The sequence below is a fragment of the Daejeonella sp. genome (assembly GCF_044232565.1).
Taxonomy (GTDB): domain Bacteria; phylum Bacteroidota; class Bacteroidia; order Sphingobacteriales; family Sphingobacteriaceae; genus Daejeonella.
Genome location: NZ_JBIILQ010000054.1, coordinates 1 through 13,184, shown reverse-complemented (window position 1 = coordinate 13,184; position 13,184 = coordinate 1). Strand labels below are relative to the sequence as shown.

Here is a 13,184-nt window from a genome sequence, read left to right as displayed (position 1 = left end):
TCTTCAGGCTTCAAGCCATGCCTTTTAATACTCTCTATCTTTATTAATTCAACGGCTTCCTCAATAGAATCAGTAACTAGAAAAAGACTTAAATCAGCTTCAGAGACTGTCCCTTCCATTCTCATAATATGGGTATGTTCAATTAACTTTTGATGAAAATCCTTGCAAAAAATAATTACAGGAAAGTCGCCTATTTTTTTTGTTTGAATCAAAGTAATAGCTTCAAAATATTCATCAAGCGTTCCAAATCCACCGGGCATAACAACAAAAGCAAAAGAGTATTTTACGAGTAGAACCTTCCTAACGAAAAAATGTTTGATTTCCACCCATTTATCTAGGTATGGATTATGTTTTTGTTCTTGAGGAAGCTGGATATTACAGCCTACTGATCGTCCCCCTACATCTTTTGCTCCACGGTTTGCCGCTTCCATTATTCCTGGGCCACCGCCTGTCATGATTGTAAAACCAAGCTTAGCGAATTCACCAGCAGCCTTTCTTGTTAATTTATAGTATTCGTGATCTTCTTTAAATCGAGCAGATCCGAAAACGGTAATACAGGGACCAATAAAATGCAATTCTCTAAATCCTTTGATAAATTGGCGGACAATATTAATTGTAAAAAGAAATTCCTTAATACGTGATTGCGGTCCACTCAGGAATTTTATCTCAGACTTAGTCATATTAGGATTTGGTTTTTAGATTTCTTGAAATTTTCAGGCTTAGCTTGCAATAAAAAAAGCTCATTGGAGTCACCATCCTTTACCCATTCAAAGCTTATCGGACTCCCATAATAATTTTCTAGGGTCATGCCCCATTCAGCTAGAATAAGTATTTCATTATCCATTAAAATAAACTGATCTCTCCATTGCTCTGGAGTAGCTAACTGTTGAATTACGGAGTTATCTCTAAAGATAAGCATCTGATTTTTCTGCCCCATTTTTTTTTGAATGATGGCTTTTAGGCCTTCAGAAATATTGGGTTTATATACAATAAATTCATCTGGATGAAGATCACTTTGATAGTCTTTATCCAAAATTCCATAAACACCTGTAATGTGAATTACATCCGCAAAACCACTTTCCGGATCTGAAGTAAATGCATTTCCAGAGCTTGCCTTATTTGATCGAACCATTTTTTGCACGCAAACTGAAATGGATTTTGCAGAGCTATTGGAGTGATTAATAAGTGACTTTTCTGAGTATAGGGAGGCAAAACATTTTTTCACAGCCTCAATTAATTCCTTATCGCCTTTAATGTTGAGGAAAGTATCGTGAACATCTATAAATCGCGTCTTTAGCAAATCAATGTCAATTGGACTACTTCTCACTGCAACTTCATTGGAAGATTCAAAACAAAGCTCACGGTAGGCGGCAGTTATAGCATCCTCAATATCTCCAGGCATTCGAGCGCCAAGTATCAAAGCTCTCGCCCTTTGTCCAATTTTATCGACACTAGCTAGATTTCCACTATCCAAGGATGCAATTAATCTTTCGTGAACACCATCCAACTTATTATATTCAATAAATCGATGAAAAGCAGTTGAGGTGATTGCAAATCCATCTGGAACCCTAATATCATGAAGTATTGGATGAGTAAAAATTTCTCCTAAAAAAGCATTTTTTACTCCAACTTCAAGCAAATTGGCAATGGAAATATTCTTGAGCCTTAAAACATAATCCTTGATTATCATTAGATCCATTTTTGACTACACCAATAGTTTAGCCTTTGTTTAAAGAATTTTTCTACCACTAAAATGCGTTGAATTTCCGCAAGATTTAATGATGCTTATTATCTATTAAAATGATATAGGTCATGTTTAAAACCTATTTAAATATCAATTTTTGTATCAATTACTTTGTGTACAATATTTAATCTTAAGGAGAAAGTGAAATTAATAACAATTGGATTAAAAATAAATGGCTGAAGCACCAAATTTCAGGGATCATCTTCCTTCAATCAGTGACACTGAAAACAAAAGGAAGTGGATGTATCCTCAAATTATTAAAGGCAAATTGTATAATTATCGTGAAAAATTAAGTTATTTCTTTCTTCTGCTACTATTTAGTGGTCCCTTTATAAAAATTAATGGAGAACAACTTATTTTACTCAATGTCCTAGAACGAAAATTTGTATTTTTTGGAGTTATTTTCTGGCCTCAAGATTTTTATCTATTTGTATTAGCCATTTTAACATTTGTTGTATTCATCGTCATGTTTACGGCCATTTTCGGAAGAGTTTGGTGCGGCTGGGCTTGTCCCCAAACTATATTTATGGAGATGGTTTTCAGGAAAGTTGAAAATTGGATTGAGGGGGATTATATCCAACAGCAAAAGTTAAATGCAGCCCCTTTAAACGGTGAAAAAGTTCTAAAAAAGGGTGTCAAACATTTTGTTTTTATTTTAATTTCCTTTTTTATCTCGAACATATTTTTGGCCTATATTATTGGTTCCGACGCATTAATGAAAATTATGACTGAACCAATAATACAACATACTTCCGGGTTTATTTCAATCTGGGTTTTCACTTTTGTGTTTTACTTAGTTTTTTCATACGTTAGGGAGCTTGTTTGTACAGTTATTTGTCCCTATGGCCGACTCCAAGGCGTGCTGCTCGATAATCAAAGCATGATTGTTGCCTATGATTATGAACGAGGAGAGCCTAGAGGGAAAGTCAGTAAAAATACTGAACAACATCTTGGAGATTGTATAGATTGTAAACTATGTATCCATGTATGCCCTACAGGAATTGATATCCGAAATGGCACCCAACTTGAATGTATAAATTGCACTGCCTGTATCGATGCTTGCGATATGGTGATGGAAAAAACACATCGCCCAACACGACTCATCGGATTTATGTCGGAAGATCAAATTAAATCAAAATCGAGCTTTAAGCTGAGTAAAAAAGTTTATGCCTACTCGGTGGTTTTTATTATTCTAGTTAGCGTTTTAGGCTACCTTTTAGTGAGCAGAAGTGCTATTGAAACTACTGTTTTGCGTGCAGGTGGAACATTATATCAAATGAGAGATAATGGTACTGTAAGTAATCTTTATAATGCAGAATTAGTAAATAAAACAACTGATAATGTAATTTTTGAGATGAAAGCTGAAGATAAAAATGTAACAATTCAATTCATCCGAAAAGAAAATAGTATAAAAAAAGGTGGGTCGGTAAAAGTCACTTTCTTTTTAATAATCCCTCAAAAAGATATTGAAGAATACAAATCGGAAATTGAGATTGACATATTCTCGAATGGAAAGAAAATAGACGAAATAAAAACAAATTTTATAGCACCACCAAATTAATGATGATGAACTGGGGAACAAAATTGGTTATAGGAATGGGCTTATTTATGGCCTTTATTATCACTTTAGTGGTATTTATGATGAGAAGTGACTCAGATGACCTTGTAGACAAGGATTACTATCAAAAGGGAATCGAATATGATAAAGAATATGCACGTAAAAATCAGGTGCAGCAAGATAATGCCGAGCCCGAGATCTATGTGGGAGATAGTTTAAAGATAGTTTTTAAGAAACCTGCAACAGGAAGTGTCCGTTTTCTCCATCCTTCAGATAAGAAAAATGACCGTACGCTGAACATGGAAACAAGTAAAAACAATGTATTTGTTTTGCCCCTAAACGAGACTTCAAAAGGACATTGGAAGCTTATTTTAGAATGGAAAAGCGAGGGAAAGGAATATTTATTCGAAAAAAATATTCTCATTAATTGATTTGAAAAGAAATAAAATTTAAATTTTAGTATATAAATGAATTATAATGAGCTAGCATTTTTTACTGGATTATTTGGCAGCATTCACTGTGTTGGCATGTGTGGTCCGCTAGCTTTTGCAATTCCAAGTTTTCGCGAACAGCCTTGGCTAATTTTATTCGATAAATTGGTTTATAATATTGGGCGCACCCTAACTTATACCGTTTTAGGTTTAATAATTGGCTTAATTGGGCAACAGTTATGGCTAGCGGGAGTACAGCAATCGCTCAGTATTGTTACAGGCATCTTCATAATTTTAGCAGCATTATCAAGGATATTTAATGTTTCCTTTAGTAAGGGACAATTGGCAACAAGAATGATTCAACCTTTTAACCGACTTTTATCATATGCTCTAAAACATAAATCTGGACATTTGATAATAGGAATTCTAAATGGATTGCTACCCTGTGGTTTTGTTTATCTTGCAATGGCAGGAGCAATAAATACGGGAAATTCAGTATCTGCAGGTCAATACATGATGTTTTTTGGTTTGGGAACAATGCCCCTGATGTTTATAGCGATGGTAAGTACCAGTTTCGCCGGACCAATTTTTCGCAGAAGAATCAATAAGGCTATACCAATGTTGATGTTGGCTTTAGGACTATGGTTTATTTTAAGAGGATTAAACTTAGATATTCCATATTTAAGTCCGAAGAAAGTAGAAACTGGAGTTGAAGTCTGTTCCGGATCATTCCGCAAGGACAAATCTTTAATATGTAAATTATATTAATTTATAGAAATCAATCCCTCCCATTTCGGATTAGGTCTAAAAGAATGTTTGTTCTAATAAAACTGTGCTAACATTGTAATTCTCTGGATAAAAGAGTCAATCCGAAATGATCAGGATCAGGCCATACTAAACAATTGCGATTCAGGCTGGTCTGCCCAAAGCCGAGCATCCAATGTCATGCAAATATTTCTTAGGAATCGTTTCCCAAGCTGCGTTACAATAATACTGTTATCTCCTATTTCAACTAAACCATCTTCTTCAAGTACCTTCAACCTATCTAATCCATCTTTTAACACTTTATGCATTGAAAAAGTTTGATCCCATGTAGTTTCCCCTTGACACATCAGGTTCAAAATATGCTTTCTGATCAAAAGATCCTCTTCCGTTAAATAATGTCCTTTAAATACGGGCAGCTGGCCTTTGTTTAATAAATCATAATAATCTTCTACTTTTTTTACATTCTGAGCAAATGCAAACCAGCTATCACTTATGGAAGAAACTCCTAATCCGATCATCAACTGAGTATATTGATGGGTATAACCCATAAAATTTCGGTGCAATTTCTTTGAAAAATCAGCTATAAAAAGGCTATCTGTTTTTAAAGCGAAATGATCCATACCAATTTCTTCATAGCCAATAGCGGTAAACATCTCACGACCCAATTCGTATAATCTTCGCTTTTCGGTCGCGCTAGGTAGATCATTCTCCGTAAAACTTCTTTGTCCCGGTTTTATCCACGGCACGTGTGCATAACTATAAAAAGCAATCCGGGAGGGCATCAACTTCTTGACTTGCAAAATGGTATCACGCAGACCCTCATAAGTCTGAAGTGGAAGCCCATAAATAAGGTCAAAATTGATAGAAGTATAGCCAATTTGTCGCGCTAAACTAGTCACTTCCTCAACCTGTTCAAAACTTTGTAAACGATTAATAATTAGTTGAACTTTGGAGTCAAAATCTTGAATTCCAAGACTTAAACGACGAAATCCTAGCTTATACAAAATTTCAAGATGAGACTCTGTTGTATTATTTGGATGTGCTTCAAAGCTAAATTCAGCGTCAGGATGTAAATCTGACCCATCCATAAGACCAGTAATTAAAGTTGAAAGGTTTTCTGCCGTAAAAAAGGTTGGAGTACCCCCACCCAAATGAATTTCACGAATTAAAGGTCTTTTACCCAATATTTCACGGTAAAGATCCCATTCCTTCAGCACTGCTTGGAGATAAGGACTCTCCACCTGATGATTTTTTGTAATTCTGGTATTACATCCACAATAAGTGCACAAGCTCTCACAAAAAGGCAAATGGACGTATAAACTTATTCCATTGCTTGCATTACTATGATTAAAAGAGAATTTAATAGATTCTTTCCATTTATTTAAATCTGGAAAATCCGTGTCCCAGTAAGGAACTGTGGGATAGCTTGTATAACGTGGTGCTGCCACATGATATTTATCGATTAATTGTTGAGTGACCATATTTCAATTAATAATCAACGATTAACCGAGCGCTTTTTTGCATCCTTCATAACAAGCGCAAGCCTTTCCCGAGCACTTTCCTGCATGCCAATTATCCAGATTTTTTATGGTAATGTTCGCAATTTCTTGTAAGGCCTCTTTAGTTAAAAAGGCTTGGTGAGGTGAAATAATTACATTTGGGAATGACAGTAATTGCTCCAATACATTGTCTTTCTTAGCATCACTCCGGTGATCCGAAAAAAAGAGATTTTTTTCAAATTCATAGCCATCTAATCCTAAATAAGCTATTTTTCGACTCTTAAGGGCATGAAGAACATCAGAAGATTTAATCAATTCTCCACTTCCGGTGTTGATTAACATTACACCATCTTTCATCTTATTTAAGCTTTGGTAATTAATGATATGCCTCGTATCGGAACTAATTGGAACATGGAGAGAAATAATATCTGAATCTGACAAAATCTTATCTAAACTAGTTTTTTCAACTCCTTCAAACGATTCTGGATAATTTATGTCATAAGCAATAACCCTACAACCCATACCTTTAAAAATGGCTGCGGTGGCTTTCCCAACATTTCCTAAGCCTATAATTCCTACAGTTTTACCATAAAAATTAAAACCAATATGATGATCTATCCTAAAATCAAATTCCCTGCTACTATTTACCGTCGAAACAATTTTTCTACTGAGAGATAGAGCAAGCATAACAGCATATTCGGCAATAGACTCTGGAGAATAAGAAGGTACATTTGCTACCTTCATTTGCCTTAAACTAGCCGCTTTGCGGTCGATATGATCTGTCTCTAATGATCGGGTAGTGATATATTTGATGCCAAGATCAGCTAGCTTATTAATAACAGCTTCGGAAACATCATCATTAGTAAAAACAACAACAGCTTCCTTTCCCTCTGCATACATAACCGTATCAAGACTTAAAGAATTGGAAATCAGAGTAATATCGTGTTGCTTTTTGTTAGCACGAACTAAAAACTCTTTCTCAAACTCCTTAATACTGTAGGCAACAACTTTCATTATTTATAGCTATTTCCCAAAAGTAAAAATTGGAAAAGCTATTTCTAATGAGAGAAGTCATTTAGAAAAGTGATTTATATCAGTTTTTCATTTTTAAGAGTTTCGATTGATCAAGGATTTGAATTAAACTTCCCTTTTTCTCAATAATAATCTCATCCTTAAAATCACTCAAGGTACGGCTAACAGTCTCTGTAGCCATGCCCGCCATTGAGGCAAGGTCCTCACGAGAAATCCGGATTGTTAATTCATCCCCAGCATCAACGGAAGATTTTACTAAACGTAAAAGAATCTCAGCCATACGTTTTCTAACTGAATGGTAGGCAAGTTGCAGTAACTGTTCTTCTTTTTCGATGAGGTTACTAGACAGAACCTTTATAAACTTTTGACCAATATCTGTGTAATTATCAAGTAATTGATTTACCGTTTCTTTTGGTAATAAACAAATGGCAGTATCTTCAATTGCCTCCACTGTTTCATTATATTGATCGCCAGATAACATGGCTTGTATTCCAATATAATCTTCAGGACCATACATCCCTGTCACAAATTCTCGGCCGTCATCATTCAATTTTATAGCCTTTACTTTACCACTTAAAATTAAATAAATGCCTGAAATACTATCTCCTTCATAGTAAATGATTTGCTTTTTCCTAAGATATTTTACCTTTCTCTCAGCAATTATTTTCTTCAACTCTTCTAATCCATGGTTTTGATTAACAAGATGTTTTAAACTTTCAAAGGACTGGCTATAGAAAGATTCAAGTTTTTGATGCTTGTGGAAACGTGATTCAATGGTATTAAGCAATTCTAAATCATCAAAAGGCTTTGTAAGATAATCGTCAGCCCCCATTTCCATGCCCTTTCTCATATCAGCACGCTCAGTCTTTGCAGTAAGAAAGATGAAAGGAATATTTTCAGTATTTTGATTTTTAGAAAGCAGATATAAAACACCATAGCCATCAAGTTCAGGCATCATTATATCACAAAGAATCATATCAGGAAGGTGCTGCTGCGCAAGCTCGACTCCAATTTTCCCATTTTCGGCTTGCAGCACTTCGTAGCCCGCGAGCTCCAAAATCTCCATTGAGCTTTCTCTGATATCGTTATTATCCTCAATAATTAGAATTTTTTTCTTCATAAATTTTTACTGTGGGAAATTAAGTGTAAAAACTGTTTTCTGATTTACAAGGCTGCTAAAATTAACCTTTCCGCCCATCAGCTTCACATATCGAGTGATTATATTCAAACCTAAACCAGTACCGGGGATATTTCCTGTATTATTTGCTCTAAAAAAAGGTTCGAAAAGGTGTTTATGATCAATTTCTGGAATACCAATTCCATTATCACAAACATTTACAATACATACGTTATCAGCTAATTCCGTATTGAACTCAATAAAAGTATTTTCGCCAGAATATTTAATGGCATTTGAAATCAGATTGACAATACAATTACGTAGTAAATTTTGATCAAGTAGAACCATGCTATGCGTACCCGTATGTTGATAAATAATATTTTGATCTTTTTTGGCCATTAGCTGCATTTCTTCGGTAATTTCTTCCGAAAGTTTAACGATGTCGAAATGGGTAAGATTAGTCTCGATTTTACCTGCCTCCAAACGCTCCAATGAAAGGAAGTCATCCAGAATGGTAGTTAGGTTGGCAACTGAACTTTTAATCTTTGTGACATGTTTGCTTACATTTAAATCGTCAGACTGCAATTTATACTTTTCAATCAATGAAGCCGATAAAGTTATGGAACTTAAAGGAGTGCGAAACTCGTGTGAGGCCATGGAAACAAAGCGACTTTTAAGCTGATTGAGTTCCTTTTCCTTCACAAGAGATTTACTGACAATTTCTTTTGCGGCCTCAAGTTCGGTTACTGATTTCTGAAGTGATAAGGTTCGGTCTTCAACCAATTTTTCCAGCTGAGATGCATAATGAAGAATTTTGGCCTCAGCTTCTTTTTCTTTCGAAAGATCATGAATAAAGCCTGCATAAATTGTTCTGCCAGAAAAGTTTACTTTATTTACTCCTAAACGGAAAGGGAACAATGTCCCATCCTTTTTTTGACCATTTACATCACGACCCTTTCCTATGATTTTAGCAGCGCCTGTCTCTTGGTATCTTGAAATATACTGATCATGTTGATCCTTATCAGGCTTAGGCATCAGTATAGAAATATTTTTTCCAATTACCTCATTATGTGAATAACCAAAAAGAGCACATGCAGCTGGATTTATCGATTCAATAAGTCCACGATCACTAATGGTAATAATACCATCTATCGCGTTCTCAATGATAGCATACAATAAAGCGCTTTTTTCATTCATAAGGCAAAAATACTTTTTTTAAGGGATAAAAATTAGGTAATTGAGCGAAGTGAATTTAAAAGGATGTGTTGAAATATCAGATGAAAAACCTTGAAAAAACCCTTTTTGTCAAATACAAAAAATTAATATTATGAAATTATTAAGTTTTTAATGTAAAAAAGGGTATTTATTAGCACAAGATTAATTAAATATTATAATAAAAAGTTTTTTTTATATTATGAATATTTGTTTATAGTTTCGTTTTATTATAAATAAAATAGAATTCGAAATATTAAAAAAGAATAAATCAATTAAAATTGGTTGATTTGAAATAAAACGAAATCAATCAAAGCAAATGCACCCATCTTAAACTATAAATTATGAAAAAAAAAATTACTGATCATTTCGGTAAGCTTGTGCAAAAATCGACAGCGACTTTAAAGGCCTTTTTCGAGCCATTAATCTCGCTAAAGAAGTTAAGCCTATTGCCGTGTTTATTATTAATCACCGTTAATCTTCTATCGGTAAACCCAAGTTATGCCCAACAATCCAATATTTTATTAAAAGGTACTGTTGTAGATAGCAATGACAAAGAAGCAATTGCAGGAATAAGTATTGTAGATTCCAACAAGAAATCGTTGGGAGTAACTAATATGGATGGAAGTTTTACACTTAATATCCCAAAAGGAACTTCGGTAAGTTTTTCCATGATAGGATATACCACCTTTACAAAGGTTTACAATGAAAGCGAAAGCAATATCTCCATCCTTTTAGCCCAATCAACAAGCTCTTTAAATGAAGTTGTGGTTACAGCCTTAGGAATTAAGAGGGAACAGAAAGCCCTGGGTTTTGCAACACAAACATTGAAAGAAAATGCGCTTAATGATGCGCGATCTAATAATTGGGTTGGTGCACTATCCGGCAAGGTAGCAGGTTTAAATATTGTTTCGCCGGGTTCAGGGCCAGTAAACTCTGCAAAAATTATCTTAAGGGGCGAAACATCCATGAACTCCGACAATAATGGAGCTTTAATTGTATTAGACGGAGTACCAGTAGGTGGTGGTTTAACATCCTCAGGTGTTAGCAATGCCTATGGAGCTGGCTCTGGCAATGACGTTCCTGTAGATTTTGGAAATGGAATATCCGATATCAATCCTGACGATATCGAAAGTGTTACTGTACTGAAGGGTGCAAGTGCAGCAGCCCTTTATGGAAGTCGTGCAGCGAATGGAGCCTTAATCATAACTACCAAATCAGGAACGAAAAAAAGTAAAGGTATTGGAGTAAGTTTGAATTCCAATTACAGCTATAATGACATCTTGAGGTACCCAGACATGCAATATGAATATGGTCAGGGAACAGGTACAACTATCAGACCTAATAGTGAGTTGTATTATTCGTATGGAGCTTCAGCAGATGGTGCGAGCACATCAGGAACAAGTAGCGCCTACGGTCCCAAATTTAATGGACAATCATATTTTCAGTATGATCCAGTTACAGGAGGGCAATCCGCATCGCGTCTGCCATGGGTACCTTACACCGACAATATTTCTAGTTTTTGGCGTACCGGATCAACAATCACCAATAGCATTTCCTTTGACGGTGGTAGCGAAAATTCAACTGCAAGAGCATCAATAACTCATTCAAAAAACGAATGGATCATGCCAAATACCGGCTATGAACGATTAACAGCTGCTTTGAGTTTAAACTTCAAACTATCCCCAAAACTTAGAATTAATTCTAAAATTAACTTCACCAATAAAACAAGTGATAACCTTCCTGCAACAGGATATAACAATCAATCGCTTTCCTATTTCATGATCTTCCAAAACCCAAATGTTGATCTTGATTGGTACAGACCAATATGGAAACCAGGTCTAGAGCAAATTGATCAAATTCACCCATTCAGCTCATTCATTGACAATCCATTTTTGATTGCCTATGAAATGACTAATGCTGTAAACAATTATAAAACCGTTGCCAACATGTCGGCAACCTATGATTTTACAAAGAAATTAAGTTTGATGGTTCGCTCCGGTTTTGATATGCTTAATGAAGATCGCGATCAGCGCCGTCCATTTAGTACTGCAAACTTCCAAAGAGGATACTTAAGACAACAAACTATTTTCAATTTTGAATTAAACACAGACGTACTCCTAACTTATAAAACAAGACTGAACAAAGATTTTGAAGCAAGTATTTCTGGAGGAGCAAATTCACTGAACAGGCGCTATACAGGAGTTAATGGCACGGTTGACGGTTTAATAATTCCAGCCGTTTATAAATTGAGCAACGGACAAAGTAATCCACTAATGAATACGAACTACCTTAATAAGAAAGTTCAAAGTATATATGGTTTTGCCTCCTTTGCATGGAAAGACAAGATATTTTTGGATGTAACAGGACGTAACGATTGGTCGAGTACCCTTCCAATTCAAAACAACTCCTTCTTCTACCCTTCTGTAAGCTCAAGCTTTATTCTTAATGAATTATTTAAGCTTCCAACAGCTGTTACTTATGCGAAACTTCGTTTATCGGCAGCTCAAGTAGGAAATGACACAGATCCCTATAAAACAAGTAAATATTATGGAATAAGTGATTTTCCGGCATCTGCATCTGTACCTACTACATTGCACAATGCAAATTTCAAACCTGAAATTACTACCAGTTATGAAGCAGGATTAGAATATAACTTATTCAAATCTCGCTTTACCATGGACCTTACTTTTTATAGTAATACTACAAAAAACCAGATTCTTGATGTGCCACTGGATCCTACAACTGGATATTCTAGAGCCGTTTTAAATGCTGGTGTTGTTCGAAATAAAGGCATTGAACTTTTAATAGGTGGAAAACCAATTAAAACTAAAAACTTCAGCTGGACCAGTACGTTAACCTGGTCGAAAAACGACAATGAAGTACTCGAACTTGCTGAGGGCTTATCTGATAAACAAGATATCGGTTATGGCGGTAATGCAACCATTCAAGCTCGCGTTGGAGGAACAACAGGGGATATTTATGGTTTTGGTTTTGTAAGAGCACCTGATGGTCAGATTGTTTATACTACTGCGGGACTCCCGGCAAGACCAGGTCAGATTCAATACATTGGTAATGCCTATGCCGACTGGAGAGGTGGTTTGAGTAATGAATTTCAATACAAAAACTACAAATTAAGTTTCCTAATTGACGGCCAATATGGCGGCATGATCTATTCACAAACGCATCATAAAATGGCGGAACAAGGAAAGCTTAGCAAAACTTTAAAAGGTCGTGAAGAAGGATTTATTGTTGGCGAAGGAGTAGTTGCTGTTGCAGGAGGTACTTATACTCCTAACACAAAGCAAGTAGCACCGGCATCATTTTATGGCGACTACTACAGACGTGCGAATGTTGAATCCAATAGTTTTGATGCCTCATTTATTAAGTTACGTGAAGTTAGATTAGAGTACGGTATTCCAGCAAAACTTAGCAGAAAGCTTAAGTTAAATAATGCTTCATTAGCACTTTATGGTCGCGATTTAGCAATAATATCAGACTTTCCTATGTTTGACCCAGAAACTGCAACATTGAATGGTTCTACCATACTTCCAGGAGTTGAAATGGGACAAATGCCGTCAACACGCACATTTGGAATGAACCTAACAGTGAAGTTTTAAGAATAATAAGTATAACCCAGAATATTGGTCTACTAAAAAAAATAAAAATGAAGAATTTTAAAAATATATTTTCTGTTGTACTGCTCGCTTCACTAAGCTTTGCATGTACCAAAGACTTCCAAGAAGTCAATACCGACCCGAACAAGATTGAGAAGATTAGTCCCGGAACACTGCTAAACCCCATTATTTATTCTGTTAGCAGCTTT

The 13,184-nt window shown here is 35.4% G+C and carries 10 protein-coding genes; 4 read left to right on the top strand and 6 right to left on the bottom strand.

Annotation, left to right across the window (positions count from 1 at the left end; translation table 11 throughout):
• On the bottom strand, positions 1-680 hold a 680-nt coding region (locus tag ACILQF_RS04880), incomplete at its 3' end, for a TIGR00730 family Rossman fold protein (RefSeq protein ID WP_395626293.1).
• Positions 677-1,690, bottom strand: coding sequence for a PEP/pyruvate-binding domain-containing protein (locus ACILQF_RS04875; RefSeq protein ID WP_395626292.1), 1,014 nt, complete (start codon positions 1,688-1,690; stop codon positions 677-679). The genes ACILQF_RS04880 and ACILQF_RS04875, both read right to left, overlap by 4 nt.
• Before the next feature lie 226 nt (positions 1,691-1,916).
• On the opposite strand from ACILQF_RS04875, the gene ccoG reads away from it, so the two are divergent.
• The 3 genes from ccoG to ACILQF_RS04860 are packed head-to-tail and all read left to right on the top strand — an operon-like array spanning position 1,917 to position 4,501.
• A complete protein-coding gene (gene ccoG, locus ACILQF_RS04870) occupies positions 1,917-3,305 on the top strand; it encodes a cytochrome c oxidase accessory protein CcoG (RefSeq protein WP_395626291.1) in 1,389 nt (462 codons plus the stop codon).
• Entirely contained in the window at positions 3,305-3,733 is a 429-nt protein-coding gene (locus ACILQF_RS04865) for a FixH family protein (RefSeq protein ID WP_395626290.1), read from the top strand. The genes ccoG and ACILQF_RS04865 overlap by 1 nt, the downstream gene beginning before the upstream one ends.
• A 36-nt stretch (positions 3,734-3,769) precedes the next feature.
• Positions 3,770-4,501 carry a sulfite exporter TauE/SafE family protein gene (locus ACILQF_RS04860; protein WP_395626289.1) on the top strand — a complete coding sequence of 244 codons (732 nt, stop codon included), beginning with the start codon at positions 3,770-3,772 and terminating at the stop codon, positions 4,499-4,501.
• Between the two features lie 116 nt (positions 4,502-4,617).
• On the opposite strand, the gene hemN is transcribed toward ACILQF_RS04860, so the two are convergent.
• The 4 genes from hemN to ACILQF_RS04840 all read right to left on the bottom strand — a co-directional run bounded on the left by hemN (position 4,618) and on the right by ACILQF_RS04840 (position 9,343).
• Positions 4,618-5,979, bottom strand: coding sequence for an oxygen-independent coproporphyrinogen III oxidase (gene hemN, locus ACILQF_RS04855; protein ID WP_395626288.1), 1,362 nt, complete (start codon positions 5,977-5,979; stop codon positions 4,618-4,620).
• Positions 5,980-6,000: 21 nt separating this feature from the next.
• Positions 6,001-7,011, bottom strand: coding sequence for a 2-hydroxyacid dehydrogenase (locus tag ACILQF_RS04850; RefSeq protein WP_395626287.1), 1,011 nt, complete (start codon positions 7,009-7,011; stop codon positions 6,001-6,003).
• A gap of 79 nt (positions 7,012-7,090) precedes the next feature.
• Positions 7,091-8,149: a response regulator gene (locus ACILQF_RS04845; RefSeq protein ID WP_395626286.1), complete on the bottom strand. Its 1,059-nt coding sequence runs from the start codon at positions 8,147-8,149 to the stop codon at positions 7,091-7,093.
• Positions 8,150-8,155: 6 nt separating this feature from the next.
• Complete coding sequence (locus tag ACILQF_RS04840; protein WP_395626285.1) at positions 8,156-9,343, bottom strand: PAS domain S-box protein; 1,188 nt, start codon at positions 9,341-9,343, stop codon at positions 8,156-8,158.
• Positions 9,344-9,702: 359 nt separating this feature from the next.
• On the opposite strand from ACILQF_RS04840, the gene ACILQF_RS04835 reads away from it, so the two are divergent.
• Positions 9,703-12,978, top strand: a complete 3,276-nt coding sequence (locus ACILQF_RS04835) for a SusC/RagA family TonB-linked outer membrane protein (protein ID WP_395626284.1) — start codon at positions 9,703-9,705, stop codon at positions 12,976-12,978.
• Positions 12,979-13,184: the final 206 nt, after the last annotated feature.